Below are 16,307 nucleotides of genomic sequence, written 5' to 3' on the forward strand. Positions count from 1 at the left end.
TATTGTCCAAACTGATCAACTGATAAGCGAAAAATCAAATTTTTTTGTCCATAGATAAAGAATGATTGTCCGAATCGCACTTTTCCATATATTATTTAGGAACTGTTATCCTCTAGCAAAAGAAAGCCCCTCTCCTATTATAAGGAAAGGGGATTTCTCACTATGCTTTAACACTTACATCGGAAAGTATAACAGAACTTCCTTTCTTAGCAGATTCGTATAATCCGTTAATGAGCTTCTGCAATATTACGCCTTGTTCCGCTGTGCAAATCGGCTGTTTGCCAGCTGAAGCGCATTCGACGAACCTCTCAATTTGAAGGTCGTAACCCGCTTTTTTCGGCAGGGAAGACGGAGTAATATCAACAAGTGTTTCGTGCATTTCTCGATAAATTTTAAGTGGAAAGACGTCGGCCCCGCCTTGATCACCCATGAGTGATACATTCATTTCCTCATGTTTTTCCACATTGGCAGCGAATGCTGATTCTAATAAGATCGACGCGCCATTTTTAAACGTTATCATTCCTCGCGCCATATCTTCGACGGAAAAGTTTTGCCAGTCCCAATCCCCCATCAAGCCTACACCTTTACGAGTGCCCAGCTTTTGATAGGTGACCCCAAGCACCGTGTCCGGTTCTGGATAGCCCATTAAATACAATGCCGTATCCAGCATATGGACACCGATGTCAATGAGCGGGCCTCCGCCTTGGAGTTCTTTATTTGTGAAGACTCCCCAGCCCGGTATTCCTCGCCTTCGCAATGCGTGAACGCGTGCGGCATAAATTTCTCCAAGTTCTCCTGCGTCAATAAACCGCTTTAACACCTCAACTTCCGGGGAATGCCGGTAATGGAGCCCATACGTTAAGATTTTCCCCGCTTTTTCGGCCTCTTTTGCCATTTGTTCAGCTTCTTCGACCGTCATCGCCGGCGGTTTTTCACATAGGACATGGCAACCTGCCCGGAGTGCTGCAATCGTTGCCGGAGCGTGGAATTTGTTCGGAGTACAAATACTTACCGCATCAAGTTCCACTTCCTTAAGCATTACTTCATAGTCAGAGAACACGTGTGTTATTCCAAATTGATTTCCAGCTTGAACAGCCTTCTCTTTCACAACATCCGATATAGCGACAATTTTCACTTTGTCACCACATTTCATATAGTTTGGAATATGCACAGCTGTCGCAATTCCGCCTGCCCCGATAATTCCTACACGTAAACTATTTGCCATTTTTAATTGCCTCCACTATTTCTTTAATTTCTACCCTTCGACCTTCTTGATGAGACTTTGTGCTCGCTTCGTTAATTAATGTTAAATGGTGTATATCTTCTTTTGAAATCGTAATTGCCGCTCCGCCCACTATTGAATGAACCCATTGCTCAAGCGGCATTGGCAAGGCATCGGGCAACTTTTCAGGAGTGACCCACCCGTTTTCCTTAAAATGCCGGCTTTTGATTCGAACTTGATTGTCTTCAATCAGCAGCGCGCCTTCTGTTCAATGAAACCATTAATTGAACGTTGGCTTCTTCAACCGCTGAAAAAATCTCATCGCAATCTTCCACAGATAAAGCAAGCACTTTTTCTGTGAAAATATGTTTTTTATGTCGTGCCGCTTCGATCATGATGTCCTTATGTAAATTCGTCGGTGCATCCACAATGACCGCATCAATCGAAGGATCGGCAAGCCCTTTCTTCAATTGCGGTTCAAACGCCACCCCGAGCTCCCTCGCCCATTGTCTTCATCCCAGACAAGTTGAATCGATAAATGAGCATTTTCCTGGGCCTGCCTGGCATAATCGTTAGCATGAACGTGCCACCTGCTTAACATTGCAACATTAATCATTTCAACACTTCCTATTAATGGCTAAAAGTAGTAACGGTCATTATTTTCAAGGGATATTAATTGATGCTCAATTGACGCCGACCAAATCTATTAAGTTTTTAATATTCGTTTTTGCACTTTCCATAGGATCCGAATCAAACTGCTCCTGCTCCACGATAAACCATTTTGTATCATATTTCTCGCCAGCTTGAATGAATCCTTTTATATCCAATACCCCTTCGCCGATTTCGATGCTTCGCTGTTGGCCATTTTTTCTACCCATGTCTTTAATGTGTAGCGAAACGACGCGTTCACCGTATTTCTTGATCAACTTCGCAGGCTCAAGCCCGGCAAAAGTTGCCCAATAACAGTCTAATTCCACTTTCACCAAATCCGGGTCACAATTCTCAAACAAGAGATCAAATCCCGGCTTTCCATTAAACCGCTCAAACTCAAAAGCATGGTTATGGTATGCAAAAACAAAACCGTTTTGTTTGCATTTCTGACCGATTTCATTAAACATTTCCGCTGTTTTTTTATAATCATCGCCTGTATTTCTAAACTCTCCAGGCAAATAAGGGCATATGATCAAGTTATTTTCGATTTTATGATTATATTCCAGCGTCTCTTCCAACTGGCCCCCCTGCAATAAATCAAGGCTGGTATGACTTCCCGCCGCCACAATGCCTTTATCGTCCATTACTTTTTTTAGCTCTTTTGCGGGCGTGTTGAAAAAACCGGCAAATTGCACCCCGCTATACCCCATCTCAGCTACCCGATTTACCGTCCCTAGAAAGTCTTTCTCAGCCGCTTCTTTTACGGAATATAATTGCAATCCGAATTTGCCCAAATTGATCTCCTCCTCTTTTACTATTTTTTCAAAAAAGCATTTTTCCTCCTCATTATGCGAAAAATCTTTTAACGAATTTTTTGAAATCATTCAAATTAAATCCCAAAATGGGTTCCACGTGTGACATAGAAAGCGGTTAAAAAATCTTTAATTCCCCGACTAGTGCCCTTTCAGCTAAGAAAGTTCTTATTTTCAAGAATCCATTTTCGCCTGTAAAAACATAGAACTTCTCTAGTGTGGTGCTATTTTCATGGCATTTGGACAATAAAAAGTTGATTTCCGACAATAAATCGCTCCATCGGACAATAAATAGCCTGTGTCGGACAATAAAATTGGTAGTTTTTTCGCTTATTGTCCAAAAGTAAGATGTTATTGTCTAAACCGGATGACTTATTGTCCAAATAAGAGCACTTTTTGTCCGAGTACAAAATCATTTTACATCATGTAACGATTCGTGATCGTTTTTCCTCATTTCAAAGATCTAACGAGGTGTTCTTAAAATAAAAATGTTCGATTACTGAAATTCAAACTATTTTTCTAGAAGGGGCACTAGTTCGGTTGCCGAATAACTATTTTGGCTAACTATGAGTAAAGGATGCTACTTTTGATCATTCGGCACTTGAGCTTCAATTTCTTTGACTGATACCCATCTCTTCGTTTCGGCAGATTTCTCTACGGCTTCTAATACAGCCTGGTTTTTGGCGCCATCCTCAAAATTCGGCTCAGGACTGTAACCTTTATTTATACCATCCATTAGGTTTTTCACTAAATGAATAAAGGTGTGTTCATACCCAATAATATGACCGGATGGCCAGTAGGCCCCCGCAAAGGGATGAACCTCTTCCGTGCAATGAATCGTCCGGAATCCTTGCAGCCCCTCTTCATCATCTGCAAAATAAACTTGGAGATGATTCATGTGCTCCAAATCCCAGCGAATCGATCCTTTTTCGCCATTAATTTCAAAGCGGTTTCCATTCCTGTTACCACCCGCAAACCTTGTAGCTTCAAACGTTCCAATCACTCCATTCTCAAATCGCGCGAGGAAAAGGGAAGCATCGTCTACATCCACTTTTCCTTTCGAACTTAAAGGTCCTGTGACGCTCCATCCATCGCTATTTGCAACGATAGGACGCTCTTTAATAAAGGTTTCAAGGATGCCTGTAACTTCTTTAAATTCACCGACTAAAAAACGGGCTAAATCAATGCTGTGGGCGGCGATATCGCCATGGGCTCCTGACCCGCATATCTTTTTGCTCAATCGCCAGACAAGCGGAAACTCAGGATCCATCATCCAATCTTGCAAATATGTAGCGCGGATGTGATGAATCTTCCCTATTCTGCCAGCTTCAATGAGCTTCTTTGCCAATTGTACCGCCGGGGCAAACCGGTAATTGTGGCAGATGGCGTGGGTAACCCCATTTTTTTCGGCTACTTCTTGCATTTTTTTCGCTTGTTTATAATTCATGGCGAGCGGTTTTTCACATAATACATGTTTTCCTGCCTCCGCAGCAGCAATCGCAATCTCCGCGTGCATGTTATTCGGCGTCGCAATGTCAATCAGGTCAATGTCATCCCGTTCAATGAGCTTGCGCCAATCGGTTTCATACGTATTCCACCCCATCTTATCCGCCGCCTGTTTGACACCGCCTTCGTTTCGGCCGCAAATCGCCTGAAGCACGGGGATGCAATCGGAATCAAAGAAAAACGGCATATCCCTGTAAGCGTGGCTATGGGCTTTCCCCATGAATTTGTATCCGACCATCCCAATCCGAACTTGCTTTTTGCTTACACCCACCATCGCTATTTTGCATCCTCCCTCGTCCGTTAAATTCGATTATTTTCACGTAAGTACTTCTGTATGAAATGTTTTTTCCCTTCTAGAATAATTTTCACCAACAAGAATATTTAGATTTGCGGGAAAAGTCATTGACTTTTTCTTTTCTCTTCTGCATAATATTTTTTAAAAATTATCTTACGGTGTTAACAGGGGACTAGTAGATAGAACTTGAAGTGATAGAGAGCGGATTCCAGTGTAAAAATGAACAATGCCATTATTGTTTGTGAATTTACCAGGCTGAAAGATTCTGCCACTAAAAGCTATTGAACCTGCCCCTTGAGCTGTCTGGCTAATAACCAGACCGTCGCCCTCGTTACGGGAATGAAGAGAGCATTCGCTTTTAGTCTTAATGAATGCTAAAAAAGGTGGTACCGCGGATCCAGACTTTTTCCGTCCTTTTATATAAGGATGGAAAAAGTCTTTTTTAGTTTGAATAGGAGGATGGCTCAAATGAAGAAAAAGCGGGTGGCTGTAAAAATCGGAAGCAGTTCATTGATCAATGAAAACGGCGGATTAAGCCGGGAGAAAGTATTCGAACACGCTCAGGCGATTGCCTGCTTAAAGAAACAAGGATATGAAGTGCTGCTTATTTCTTCCGGGGCTGTTGCTGCCGGCTATGCGGACCTCGGATTCCCCTCGCGTCCTACTACCATCGCAGGCAAACAGGCGGCAGCAGCCGTCGGGCAAGGATTGCTCATCCAGGCTTATACCGAAACGTTTAAACAATTTGGCATTGTAAGCGCACAGCTTCTTTTAACACGGAATGATTTTAAACGGAAGGAACAATACCAAAATGCTCATGCCACTTTAATGGAACTTTTAAAAAGAGGCGTCCTTCCGATCATTAATGAAAATGATTCTGTTTCAATCGAGGAATTAACGTTTGGCGATAACGATATGCTCTCTTCTTTAGTGAGCGGTCTTGTCCATGCCGACTTTTTGATCATTTTGACGGACGTTAACGGCTTTTACAGCGGCAATCCCCGCACAGATCCTTCTGCCAAACGTTATGACTTTCTTCCGGAAATAACGGATGACTATATTCTTCAAACGAAAAATTTCTTCGGCTCCAAAGTGGGCACGGGGGGCATGATGTCGAAACTATTAGCCGCCAAAACCGCCTTATCACTTGGCGTCAACGTGTTTATCGGCACAGGCTCTGGAGAAAAGAAGCTAATAGAAATTATTGAAGGAAAGGGAGATGGAACGTATATCGGAAATACTCCAGGAACGTTGTTAAAAACACCAAAGCAATGGATCGCGCTGCATTCTCCCATCTCCGGGACGATCAGTGTGGATGATGGGGCGGCAAATGCCGTTTTATATGAAGGAAAAAGCTTATTGCCGATCGGAATTCGAGAGGTGAACGGACAGTTTTCGCCGGGAGACGTCGTTGAAATTGTGAATAGCGCAAAAGAAGTCATTGGAAAAGGACAGGTGAATTACTCTTCGCAAGAATTAAAGTGGATCAAAGGGATGACAAGCCAATATGCAATGGAAACAACAAAAAGAAGCCACCCTGAAGTCATTCATCGGGATCAATGGGTGGCAGTGAACAACATTGCAAACAGCAATGTTGTTCGGAAGTGAAAATGAAGGACGGGAATGGCCAAAATCGGCTAATCCGGATTCCAGCCATCTTTTTGGAAAGGAGAAACATTATATGAATGAATTAATGGTGAATGAGTTAATTGTGAAAGCCGAAAGAGCAAAAGGAGCATCCAGGAAACTCGCGGCGAAAACGACCGCGCAAAAAAATTACGCCTTAGCGCTGATTTCCAAACAATTGGTTGAAGATGCCGATTACCTTTTAAAAGAAAACGATAAGGATGTCAAAAACGCAAAGCATGACGGGGTTCATGAATCATTGATTGACCGCCTTTTATTAACTAAAGAGCGAATTTTGAGCATGGCGGAATCATTGGAGCAACTTGCTGAACTCGAGGATCCGACCGGTGAAGTATTGGAAGAATGGGAACGCCCCAATGGACTATTCATTCAAAAGGTTAGAGTGCCGCTTGGCGTAGTCGGAATGATTTATGAAGCAAGGCCGAATGTTACTGTTGATGCATCAAGCCTTTGTTTAAAAACGGGAAATGCTGTGCTCTTGCGCGGAAGCTCATCGACCATTCATTCGAATCGGGCCATTGTGAAAAGCATTCATCGCGCCATTGAACAAACGGATCTCCCTGTCGATTGTATCCAGTTGATCGAAGATACATCAAGGGAAACCGCCGCAAAAATGTTCACATTAAAGGAATATCTCGATGTACTCATACCGCGTGGCGGGAAGAAATTGATCCAGACGGTCGTCGAAAATGCGTCCGTTCCTGTTTTAGAAACGGGTGCCGGAAACTGCCACATATTTATTGATCATTCCGCAGAGAAAGAAATGGCGATTGACATCGTCTTGAATGCAAAAACACAGCGCCCTTCTGTCTGCAATGCGATTGAAACCGTGCTTGTACACGAAGATTGGGAACACGGCCATCTAAAAGAGCTCATCGAACGCCTTGAACAAAGCGGTGTCGAACTGCGTGGCGATGAAAATTTGCAACGCCGTTTCCCTTCTCTTCTGCTGGCGACTGAAGAGGATTGGGAAACTGAATATTTAGATACCATTTTAGCGATGAAGCTTGTCCGTGATGCAGATGAAGCGATCGCCCATATTAACCGTTGCGGCACTAAACATTCCGAAGCGATCATTTCAGAAACAGCGAAAAATGTGGAGCGTTTTTTCCAATTGGTCGATGCATCTACGCTATACCATAATGCCTCGACTCGCTTTACCGACGGATTTGAATTTGGCTTTGGCGCTGAAATCGGCATCAGCACGCAAAAGCTGCACGCCCGCGGGCCGATGGGGCTTCCGGCGTTAACCTCAACGAAATACATTATAAAAGGAAATGGCCAGATACGAACGTAACCGATTTTTTTGTTATACTAGTGATTGAAATGTTTCCTCCGGATAAAAAAAGCGCTGCTTTGGAAAATAAAATTCAAGGTTTGGAAAATAATTTCGTGAGTTTGGAAAATAAGTTTGCGAGTTTAGAAAATAAAAACTAAAGTTCGGACAATATTGCAGTTAGGTGTTCAATAAATAACGTGCAATAAGACTATTTTCCTGCGTTTTTTTAGAAACTTTTCGCATCATGAAAGGAGTTCTGCATGAAATCACTAGTACTTGCTGAAAAACCGAGCGTCGCGCGGGACCTTGCCCGCGTTCTCGGCTGCAATAATAAACAAAAGCATTACATCGAAGGTCCACGCTATGTCGTCACATGGGCGCTTGGCCATCTCGTCGAATTAAAAATGCCAGAGGATTATAACAAAGACTATAAAACGTGGCGCCTTGAAGACTTGCCAATCATTCCAAAACAGATGGGGCTGAAAGTGATCCGGCAAACGAGCCCGCAATTCCGCGGAATTGAACAGCTTGCAAAACGAAAAGACATAAAAGAACTTATCATTGCGACCGATGCCGGACGCGAAGGAGAACTTGTCGCCCGCTGGATCATGGAAAAAGTCCGCTGGCAGAAACCGGTGAAGCGGCTCTGGATCTCTTCTCAGACTGACCGGGCCATCCGCGATGGTTTCAAACAGTTGAAACCGGGAAAAAATTACGATTCTCTCTATCAATCCGCCGTTTGCCGCGCCGAAGCCGACTGGCTAATTGGATTGAACGTCACCCGGGCGTTGACAACAAAATATAACGATCCATTGTCAGCTGGCCGTGTTCAGACTCCGACGCTGGCGATGATTCTAGAACGGGAAAAAGAAATTCAGTCGTTCGTCCCAAAAGAGTATTGGACAATTCACGCGAAAATCGGCCCACTTGAAGCGATGTGGGAACGGAATGGAGAAAAACGGATTTTTGACGGCGAAAAGGCTACTGCCCTATTCAACAAAGTGAAAGGGCAAAAAGGAATCGTGAAAAAAGTAGAACGCAAAGAAAAAAGCGAGCCCCAGCCGCTTCCGTATGATTTAACTGAGTTGCAGCGGGATGCGAACCGCCGTTTTGGCTTTTCCGCTAAAAAAACGTCAAGCGTGCTGCAAAGCCTATACGAACAGCATAAACTCGTCACGTACCCGCGCACCGATTCCCGCTATTTGACGAAAGAGATGGAATCAACGATGGCGGACCGGCTTCAAGCCATCTCCTCCGGCTATAAAGAAGAAGTGCAGCCTATTTTAAAACAAAAAGGGAAAGTGCTAGCCAAACGCGTCTTCAACGATGATAAGGTAACAGATCATCATGCGATCATACCGACGGATGAGCCGCTTCATTTAGGGGACCTTTCGACCGACGAACGAAAGCTGTATGATTTGATTGTCCGGCGTTTCCTTGCGTTATTCTATCCTGCGTATCGGTATGAAACGGTTCATGTGCAACTGGAGGTCGAAGGCGAAACGTTTACTGCCCGCGAAACTTCCATAATCGACAAAGGCTTTAAAACAGTAACCGGGAAAGATGACGAAGAAGACTCTTCAAAACCTCTTTCATCTCTTACTGTTGGACAAACGCTATCGATCAAAAACGAAAAGTTGGAGAAAAAGCTGACCGAACCGCCAGCGCGTTTCACAGAGGCCGATTTATTAAGCAAAATGGAAAAATACGGGCTCGGCACGCCGGCAACACGGGCAGACATCATTGAGCGCCTTCTTGGTACAGAAGCGATTGAACGGAAGAACAACCGCCTGACGCCAACGCCTAAAGGAAAGCAACTGATCGAGCTTGTCAATGATGAATTAAAATCGCCCGAGTTGACCGCCCGTTGGGAACGCGAGCTAGAATCTATCGCCCGCGGCAAAGGAAATGCCGAAGAATTTTTGCGCAACATCCGAAAGCAAACGAAACAGCTTGTCTTTGAAATTAAAGGAAGCGAAAAGTCGTACCGGGCCCATAATTTAACAGGTTCCAAATGTCCGGAATGCGGGTCATTTATGAAAGAAGTCAATAGCAAGGATGGTAAAGTGCTTGTCTGTTCCGACAGAGAATGCGGCTTCCGTAAGCGAAAAGACCCGAAGCTCTCCAATCGCCGCTGCCCGCAATGCCATAAGCGCATGGAGATGCACGAAGGAAAAGCGGGGCTTTACTTCCAATGCCGTCCATGTAATGTCGTTGAAAAAGCACAGGATAAGAAAAAAACCGTATCCAAGCGTGAAGAGCGCCAGCTCCTGAAAAAATACGCAAAAGAAGAGCCGGTCGGCAACAGCCTTGCCGATGCCCTTAAGGCGGCGCTGAAAAACAAAGAATAGCAACGTTAAACCGCAAGCGAAATGGCTTGCGGTTTTTCTGCGATTTCTCGTTAGAGGCATTATTCGATATCGTATTGATGCAGCACTTTCTCGATCTTGATCGCTTTGCCCATATCACCTTTCACCTTTAACTTCCCCGTCATATAGGCTACTGCTCCATTTAACTTTCCGACGATCAATTTTTTAAAATCTTTCATCTTCAACTGCAACGTGCAATCCGCTTTAATCGGCGATTCTTGTTTAATCACAGCTTTTCCATCTGCCAAATGCAGCTGGAACGAATCACTCTCATCAATGATGTCAAATTGATAGATCGCGTTCATTCCTTCAATCGGTTTCGGATTGGCATTCAACACCATTTCCATTTTCTCTTTCGTCTCCTGTAGCGTATAATCGAGGATGCTTTTAGCCATACTCCGCTTTCCCCTCCAATAATTGTAATGTTCTGAATTAATACTATATCAAATGGTTGGGGAACACAATGATTTACCCGGGAAACAACTCATAGGATGAAGCAACTGCCCGCACAATCCTAATAGTTTAAATTATTTATACTCCGCTTCTTTTTGCTTAATTTCTTCCGCTGATAGATTGAGAGCCGCCTGCGGCCCTTCAAACCGCTTTTTATAATAGCCGAAGTCCATAATGACTAAAAGGATGAACATTCCAATTAGTGCATAGGCAGCGTTTTGATTCGGCGGGATGACCATGACGATGCAAATAAATACAATCCAGATTAAGCTTAAAACATTGATTGCTTTGCTCCAGCTTCCCAGATTCCACGGCCCGAGGTGCTTCGGTTGAAAAATTCCTTTTGCTTCAGCCCTCAGCTTTAAAAAAATGGGAATGCCGTAGGCCACATAAAGCCCGACAACGCTGACCGCCGTTAAAAAGGCAATCGTCGTATATGTCGTATCGGGGTTCACTTTTTTAATTACGTAATCGACAAGTGCAAGCACAAAAGATAGGATGACGGCAAGCCAGATCGCTTTTGCAGGTGTACGGTATTTTCGGCTGACTTCAGACCATTGATTGCTAAAGGGCATCCCTTTATCGCGGGAGAAAGCGTACATCATCCTTGAAAATGATGTAATGGAAGCCAGCCCGCAAAACCACATCGCAAGGGTGACGAGCCATAATACGACATAGCCGAAAGTTCCCCCAAGCGCATGATCAATGACATAAATAAAGGCATTGTCGGAAGCGACCGCTCCTTGAGCATCTTTAATTGAAAGGGTGACGAAGGAAAGCATGATAAAGCCAAAAACAAACGAGAAAGCGACAGATGAGAATATCCCCCACGGGGCGCGCACTCTCGGCATGACGGTTTCTTCAATTGCATGGGCGGACGCATCATAACCGGTAAACGTCCATTGCGATTGCAAAAGTCCGATTAAAAAGGCTAGAAAATACGGTTTTTCCGAAAACGTCTGGCCGACTTGAAACAAATAATCTACCGGCTTTAAGCCGCCTTTTGTGAAGAACGCAAGACTGATGACAAGAATGAAGACAACGATGATGTGATACCATGCGGAAAAATCATTCAGACGGGCAACCACGCGAATACCGACATGATTTAAAATGCCATGAAGCAATAAAACGATTCCAAAAACGATCAATATCGTCGTATCCGTAGAGGTGTAGCCAAAGACATTAGCTATAAGTGGGTCGGCAAACAAGGCGACAGAATAATCGATGCCCGCGACGATTCCGATCTGGCCAATCAGATTGATCCAGGCCGTATACCATCCCCACCTTTTATTGTTAAGAATAGCAGCCCAGTGATACAATGCGCCCGCTGTCGGGATCGCTGATGCCAGCTCCGCCAGCGAGGCGGCGACGAGCAAACAGAAAAGGGCAACAATTGGCCAGCCAAATCCCATCATGCCCGGTCCCCCATACAAAAGGCCATGTCCATATAGCGACACCGCGCCTGTTAAAATCGATATGATAGAAAATGAGATGGCAAAATTTGAAAATCCGCCCATGTCCCGAAGCAATTCTTGCGCATAGCCGAAGCGGTTTAAATCCTCTTTATCTTGCAGCGCTTGCTTATTATCTGCCATAAACAAACCTCCCTTAATCGACAATTGTCATTGCACCCTATACATCTACATTTGCATTTGAAACTTCCAAATCCACGCCTGACCGATTTGTCTTCCCTTTTGCCCCGAGAAAATGTTCATGATGAGCTTCATCAAAAGCCCGAACGCTTTGATTGGCTTTCATGCCAATCGCAACTGCTGCGCCGAGCGTCAAACAGACGAATAAAATGCCGAGAATTAGCATCATTTCACCTCCTTTCCTTTCATCAAAAAATGTAATAAAAAAGAAGCCGACAAATATACTCCGGCGGGGAGTAGATTTGGCAAGCTTCTTTGCTCATTTATTTACTTGCTTTCATTATAAAAACAGTACAGATAGTTGTCAATATTCAAACTATTCATTCAACCAATAACAAAACCGCATGCCTTTGCATGCGGTCTGTTGCCGGTCAACCAGCTTTTTCATCTATAAACTCTTCGGACATCGGTCTGATTTTTTTCGAACCGACCAGCGCATAGTAGACGATGGCCAGAGCTAATATAGCGATGATCACAACCCAGAGCGGAAGAACTAACCCGAAAATTGGCAATTTTGTTGTCATAATGCTATATTTCAAAATGCAAAATAATGTAAACAAGCCTAAAATTAAAGATACTGCCGGAACGATCGGATAACTTACTTTAAATGGTCGTTCTAAATTTGGTTCTTAATTTGGTTCTTTCTTTCTTAAAAGAAAGAGAGAAATCAAGCTAATGCAATACATGAGCATAGCGCCAAATACCGACAATATAATAAGCGCGTTGGCAAAATTCGCGGAACCGGCACAAATTACCCCGATCGCACCTGGAACGATTAATCCCCAGTGCGGCACTCCTTTTGGATTGAGCCTGGATAAAAACTTTGGCAAATAGCCTGCTCTCGCCATTGCAAACGTTTGGCGGGAATAACCGATAATAATGCCGTGCAAACTTGCAATTAAGCCGAACAATCCGATAACGGCCAAAAATTTCGGCAGCACGCTTCCCTCGCCATATGCATTTGCCAGTGCTTGCGGTAGCGGAAAATCTGCAGGAGTTCCTTTTCCCCCGCCTAACCCGGCAGTGACGATTAACGTGAATATGGTTGCCGTTGCTAACGTGATGATTCCGGATATAAACCCTTTCGGAATGTCTTTCTTTGGATTTTTTACTTCTTCTGCCGCCATCGCCCCGCCTTCGATCGCAAGGAAAAACCAGACAGCAAAAGGAAGAGCTGCCATTACGCTCGCAAACCCATTCGGAAGGGCTTTTTCATTAAAAATATTGGCCGCTTCAACATGGGGAATGCCGGCAACATAATAAGTAGCCAACCCAATTAAGGCGAAAATGGTTGCAACCAATTCAATAAGGGCCGCTCCCTTAACACCGATCATATTAATCAAAATAAAAAAGATAAATACGCCTACCGTGGCATACACCGGATTAACGCCAGGAATCAAGAAATGAATATATGCCCCTGTTGAAACAGCGATGGCGGGTGGTGCAAAAACAAACTCCAGCAAGCATGCGATCCCGGCAATATATCCGCCGAAGGGACCCATTGCCCTTCTCGCGTAAGCCGACGGTCCTCCGGCATGCGGAATAGACGTGGACAACTCCGCATAGCTGAAAATAAAGGTAGTATAAAAGATCGTCACGATGACAGCGGCAACGATCAATCCAACGACGCCGCCTTCATGGAAACCGTAATTCCAGCCAAAATACTGTCCGGATATGACCATTCCAACCGCAATCGCCCATAAATGAATAGGAGTAAGCGACTTTTTCAAATCGTTCTTTTTCTCCATGCGATCCCTCCTTTACGATTAAAAATCTAGTGCCCTTTCTAGAAAAGCAGTTTCGATTTCAGTTACTTTTGTGAAATCAGAAAAAAAATATCATGATTATTCCAATTCATTAAAAATATCTCGTTCTCCGACAATAATTTACAAATTTAGGACAATAAGTACACCATTTTGGACAATAAAACTTACTTTTTGGACAAAAAGTGTAAAAAATACAAATTTTATTGTCCGATTGAGGACCCTTATTGTCCGACACTACCGATTTATTATCGGAAATCGATAGTTTATTGTCCGAACGTCTTAAGTTTAGATTAAAAGTAGAAAGTAGGGGCACTAGTCCTCTTTTTTCTTTCTTTTGCTTTTCGGTTCATCCTTTTTCTCGGAAGAAGCTGCCGATGATGCCTCATTACCTTTTGAGGTGGCTGTCTCTTTAGTATTTTTTACCGGTTTCAATAATATGCCGACTTCCGAGTCTGGACGCGGGATCACATGTGATGAAACGAGCTCGCCGACGCGCTTTGCTGCTTCCCTGCCGGCTTCGACAGCCGCCTGGACGGCCCCGACGTCGCCTTCTACTAAAACGGTCACCAATGCTCCATCAATCTTTTCTTGCTTGATGAGTTTGACATCGGCTGATTTAACCATCGCATCCGCCGCTTCAATCGAGCCGATCAATCCTTTTGTTTCAATCATCCCTAAAGCCTTTCCCATTTTCTTCACCTGCTTTCTACATCAATTGAATCAACGATCCCAACAACGACAGAATCAATGGGCAAATCTTTTTCCGGTACGGCAAACCTCGCCGCACTTCCGGTCGTGACCATCACTTTATCCCCGATTCCGGCCCCGATTTGATCCGCAGCAATAATTGGCGCTTCCACAGGGGACCCGTCCGGCATTTCAAATTGCACAACCAAAAACTTTAGCCCGGTCAATCCATCTTCTTTCCGGGTCGCCCATACATTTCCGATCACTGTTCCTAATCGCATTGCATCACCGCCCACTATCCTCAAAACAAAGTTGAATTCCTTTTTTCCTTGCGGCATCTTTAGCCAGTGGCGTAACAATTGTGGCTTTGTTCAACAAAACCTTCTCACTATGAATGTGATTTATTTTGCTTTCCGTCAATAATTTTTCGTGATAAACAACTATGTTTTCCGGTTTTCCAGTGAAAGCCGCTTTTGAAAGCGCTCCATCTAATTGCTCAAGAGTCGTGACAAAAGCGCCAAACGTTTCAAGCCGTTTTCTCTGGTTTTCTAAATATTGTTTATAAGCGGAAGTCGTTTCCGAGCCCCATGCCCACTCTTCTTTTTCAGACAAAACAAGAGTGGCAGGAATGTTTAAATGAAGCACTCTGGCTAATAGCTTGGACTTATAAGTGTCGGTTAGGCCAATCGCACCGCGAACGATGAAATCTTGATCGCTATTTAAAAAAATGACATGGGAAAATTCATTGGTTATTTCCTCTTCCTGGGTGCTTGCCGCCACGCTAATGTTCCAATATGGCCGGCATTTTTCAATGACTGTCTCAAGTCCGGCCCCGCCTTTACTTTCATCGTCGATAATCAATAATCGGGGCTTGCTATATGCTTCTTTTTCTTCGGAAAGCAGCCGCCGAACGACCTCTTCCACGATTTTCTTTACTGTATCAATATCCAATTTGCCCGTATTCATTGCCCTCCCCTGCTTTCCCGTTTAAACAACGTGCCTGTCTGCCCTTTTGAAATAAATGCCGCATTTGCCTCATCGGTATCGATATGCATTTCAAGACGGTACCTGGAAGATACGCGCACGAGCACTTGCTCAAAGGTAACCGGCCGTTCAGACTCAACTTTAACGTCGACATATTCCTGATCTTTCACCTTATAATGTTCGGCATCTTCAGGGGTCATATGAATATGCCGGCCGGCGATAATCAATCCTTCATGGATATAAATGCTTCCTTTCGGGCCGATTAACGTACATGGAGATGAGCCTGATATGTCTCCCGATTGCCTGAGTGGGGGAGTAACACCGAGCTTTAGGGCGTCCGTCCGGCTAATTTCAATCTGGGTGGAGCCCCGGGCCGGTCCTAAAATCCTGACCCGTTCGATGCTCCCTTTCACACCTGCAATTGTAATTGTCTCATTTGCCGCAAATTGTCCTGGTTGCGATAAATCGGACCGTTTCGATAGCTTAAACCCGTATCCAAACAGCATTTCAAGATGTTCCTTTGAAAGATGGGCATGTCTTGCGGAAACAGCAATCGGGACAGGCTTAAAGCGATTTTGGCGCTGTTCAAATTGCTTCATGACCTCCTCCACAATGGAATGTACAGCTTGTTGATTAATCACTACTTGCACCACCTTTTACAACTTGCTGCTACATCGTTTCAAGTTTTGGAAGAATGCTTTCAAGCTCGTTGTGAGGGCGCGGAATGACGTGAACAGAAAGAAGTTCACCGACACGCTGGGCAGCAGCGGCTCCGGCTTCTGTAGCCGCTTTGACAGCCCCGACATCTCCTCTCACTAAAACAGTGACCAATCCGCCGCCGACATGCACTTTCCCGACTAAATGCACATTTGCCGCTTTTACCATCGCATCTGCCGCTTCAACGGAAGCTACCAATCCTTTTGTTTCGATCATTCCTAAAGCTGTAAGTTCTCTTGACATTGTAAATTCCTCCTAAACGTAGTT

Annotated in this window: 17 protein-coding genes and 1 pseudogene; 3 read left to right on the forward strand and 15 right to left on the reverse strand. The window is 44.3% G+C overall.

Annotated features, from left to right (window positions below; all coding sequences use genetic code 11):
* Nucleotides 1-160: 160 nt before the first annotated feature.
* From WD019_RS11545 to WD019_RS11570, 6 genes are all read right to left on the reverse strand, one after another.
* Entirely contained in the window at nucleotides 161-1,225 is a 1,065-nt protein-coding gene (locus WD019_RS11545) for a Gfo/Idh/MocA family protein (RefSeq protein ID WP_026677985.1), read from the reverse strand.
* A complete protein-coding gene (locus tag WD019_RS11550) occupies nucleotides 1,215-1,385 on the reverse strand; it encodes a hypothetical protein (protein WP_425711579.1) in 171 nt (56 codons plus the stop codon). Before WD019_RS11550 ends, WD019_RS11545 begins: the two co-directional genes overlap by 11 nt.
* An 82-nt stretch (nucleotides 1,386-1,467) precedes the next feature.
* Entirely contained in the window at nucleotides 1,468-1,710 is a 243-nt protein-coding gene (locus tag WD019_RS11555) for a Gfo/Idh/MocA family protein (RefSeq protein WP_425711580.1), read from the reverse strand.
* Complete coding sequence (locus WD019_RS11560) at nucleotides 1,689-1,838, reverse strand: hypothetical protein (RefSeq protein ID WP_425711581.1); 150 nt, start codon at nucleotides 1,836-1,838, stop codon at nucleotides 1,689-1,691. Before WD019_RS11560 ends, WD019_RS11555 begins: the two co-directional genes overlap by 22 nt.
* Nucleotides 1,839-1,905: 67 nt before the next feature.
* A complete protein-coding gene (locus WD019_RS11565; RefSeq protein ID WP_425711582.1) occupies nucleotides 1,906-2,667 on the reverse strand; it encodes a sugar phosphate isomerase/epimerase family protein in 762 nt (253 codons plus the stop codon).
* A gap of 598 nt (nucleotides 2,668-3,265) precedes the next feature.
* Nucleotides 3,266-4,465 carry a Gfo/Idh/MocA family protein gene (locus tag WD019_RS11570; RefSeq protein ID WP_425711583.1) on the reverse strand — a complete coding sequence of 400 codons (1,200 nt, stop codon included), beginning with the start codon at nucleotides 4,463-4,465 and terminating at the stop codon, nucleotides 3,266-3,268.
* Nucleotides 4,466-4,954: 489 nt separating this feature from the next.
* On the opposite strand from WD019_RS11570, the gene proB reads away from it, so the two are divergent.
* The 3 genes from proB to WD019_RS11585 all read left to right on the forward strand — a co-directional run bounded on the left by proB (nucleotide 4,955) and on the right by WD019_RS11585 (nucleotide 9,763).
* Complete coding sequence (proB, locus tag WD019_RS11575; protein ID WP_425711584.1) at nucleotides 4,955-6,094, forward strand: glutamate 5-kinase; 1,140 nt, start codon at nucleotides 4,955-4,957, stop codon at nucleotides 6,092-6,094.
* An 88-nt stretch (nucleotides 6,095-6,182) separates the two neighbouring features.
* On the forward strand, nucleotides 6,183-7,430 hold the full coding sequence (locus tag WD019_RS11580; protein WP_425711605.1) for a glutamate-5-semialdehyde dehydrogenase: 1,248 nt from the start codon (nucleotides 6,183-6,185) through the stop codon (nucleotides 7,428-7,430).
* A 242-nt stretch (nucleotides 7,431-7,672) separates the two neighbouring features.
* Entirely contained in the window at nucleotides 7,673-9,763 is a 2,091-nt protein-coding gene (locus WD019_RS11585) for a DNA topoisomerase III (protein WP_425711585.1), read from the forward strand.
* A 59-nt stretch (nucleotides 9,764-9,822) separates the two neighbouring features.
* On the opposite strand, the gene WD019_RS11590 is transcribed toward WD019_RS11585, so the two are convergent.
* From WD019_RS11590 to eutM, 9 genes and pseudogenes are all read right to left on the reverse strand, one after another.
* Nucleotides 9,823-10,176 (reverse strand): SCP2 sterol-binding domain-containing protein, encoded by a 354-nt coding sequence (locus tag WD019_RS11590; protein ID WP_026677991.1) that lies wholly within the window; start codon nucleotides 10,174-10,176, stop codon nucleotides 9,823-9,825.
* 132 nt (nucleotides 10,177-10,308) lie between these two features.
* On the reverse strand, nucleotides 10,309-11,829 hold the full coding sequence (locus tag WD019_RS11595; RefSeq protein ID WP_425711586.1) for an amino acid permease: 1,521 nt from the start codon (nucleotides 11,827-11,829) through the stop codon (nucleotides 10,309-10,311).
* A 37-nt stretch (nucleotides 11,830-11,866) separates the two neighbouring features.
* The gene (locus WD019_RS11600) at nucleotides 11,867-12,055 is read right to left on the reverse strand and encodes a hypothetical protein (protein WP_245595237.1); all 189 of its coding nucleotides are present in this window, start codon (nucleotides 12,053-12,055) and stop codon (nucleotides 11,867-11,869) included.
* A gap of 202 nt (nucleotides 12,056-12,257) precedes the next feature.
* A pseudogene (gene eat / locus WD019_RS11605) lies at nucleotides 12,258-13,634 on the reverse strand (ethanolamine permease).
* 330 nt (nucleotides 13,635-13,964) lie between these two features.
* Nucleotides 13,965-14,342 carry a BMC domain-containing protein gene (locus tag WD019_RS11610; RefSeq protein ID WP_026677994.1) on the reverse strand — a complete coding sequence of 126 codons (378 nt, stop codon included), beginning with the start codon at nucleotides 14,340-14,342 and terminating at the stop codon, nucleotides 13,965-13,967.
* A 5-nt stretch (nucleotides 14,343-14,347) separates the two neighbouring features.
* A complete protein-coding gene (locus WD019_RS11615) occupies nucleotides 14,348-14,620 on the reverse strand; it encodes a EutN/CcmL family microcompartment protein (RefSeq protein ID WP_026677995.1) in 273 nt (90 codons plus the stop codon).
* Between the two features lie 4 nt (nucleotides 14,621-14,624).
* A complete protein-coding gene (locus tag WD019_RS11620; RefSeq protein ID WP_425711587.1) occupies nucleotides 14,625-15,305 on the reverse strand; it encodes a hypothetical protein in 681 nt (226 codons plus the stop codon).
* Nucleotides 15,302-15,961, reverse strand: a complete 660-nt coding sequence (gene pduL, locus WD019_RS11625; RefSeq protein WP_425711606.1) for a phosphate propanoyltransferase — start codon at nucleotides 15,959-15,961, stop codon at nucleotides 15,302-15,304. Before pduL ends, WD019_RS11620 begins: the two co-directional genes overlap by 4 nt.
* 31 nt (nucleotides 15,962-15,992) lie before the next feature.
* A complete protein-coding gene (gene eutM / locus WD019_RS11630) occupies nucleotides 15,993-16,283 on the reverse strand; it encodes an ethanolamine utilization microcompartment protein EutM (RefSeq protein WP_425711588.1) in 291 nt (96 codons plus the stop codon).
* Nucleotides 16,284-16,307: the final 24 nt, after the last annotated feature.

The organism is Fictibacillus sp. Mic-4 (assembly GCF_049843615.1).
GTDB lineage: Bacteria > Bacillota > Bacilli > Bacillales > Fictibacillaceae > Fictibacillus_A > Fictibacillus_A gelatini.

Bases quoted from the DNA above. Each gene is read 5' to 3' on its own strand.
- WD019_RS11545 (WP_026677985.1), bottom strand. From the start codon at position 1,225: ATGGCAAATAGTTTACGTGTAGGAATTATCGGGGCAGGCGGAATTGCG.
- WD019_RS11550 (WP_425711579.1), bottom strand. From the start codon at position 1,385: ATGCCGCTTGAGCAATGGGTTCATTCAATAGTGGGCGGAGCGGCAATT.
- WD019_RS11560 (WP_425711581.1), bottom strand. From the start codon at position 1,838: ATGATTAATGTTGCAATGTTAAGCAGGTGGCACGTTCATGCTAACGAT.
- WD019_RS11570 (WP_425711583.1), bottom strand. From the start codon at position 4,465: ATGGTGGGTGTAAGCAAAAAGCAAGTTCGGATTGGGATGGTCGGATAC.
- proB (WP_425711584.1), top strand. From the start codon at position 4,955: ATGAAGAAAAAGCGGGTGGCTGTAAAAATCGGAAGCAGTTCATTGATC.
- WD019_RS11585 (WP_425711585.1), top strand. From the start codon at position 7,673: ATGAAATCACTAGTACTTGCTGAAAAACCGAGCGTCGCGCGGGACCTT.
- WD019_RS11590 (WP_026677991.1), bottom strand. From the start codon at position 10,176: ATGGCTAAAAGCATCCTCGATTATACGCTACAGGAGACGAAAGAGAAA.
- WD019_RS11595 (WP_425711586.1), bottom strand. From the start codon at position 11,829: ATGGCAGATAATAAGCAAGCGCTGCAAGATAAAGAGGATTTAAACCGC.
- WD019_RS11600 (WP_245595237.1), bottom strand. From the start codon at position 12,055: ATGATGCTAATTCTCGGCATTTTATTCGTCTGTTTGACGCTCGGCGCA.
- WD019_RS11610 (WP_026677994.1), bottom strand. From the start codon at position 14,342: ATGGGAAAGGCTTTAGGGATGATTGAAACAAAAGGATTGATCGGCTCG.
- WD019_RS11615 (WP_026677995.1), bottom strand. From the start codon at position 14,620: ATGCGATTAGGAACAGTGATCGGAAATGTATGGGCGACCCGGAAAGAA.
- WD019_RS11620 (WP_425711587.1), bottom strand. From the start codon at position 15,305: ATGAATACGGGCAAATTGGATATTGATACAGTAAAGAAAATCGTGGAA.
- eutM (WP_425711588.1), bottom strand. From the start codon at position 16,283: ATGTCAAGAGAACTTACAGCTTTAGGAATGATCGAAACAAAAGGATTG.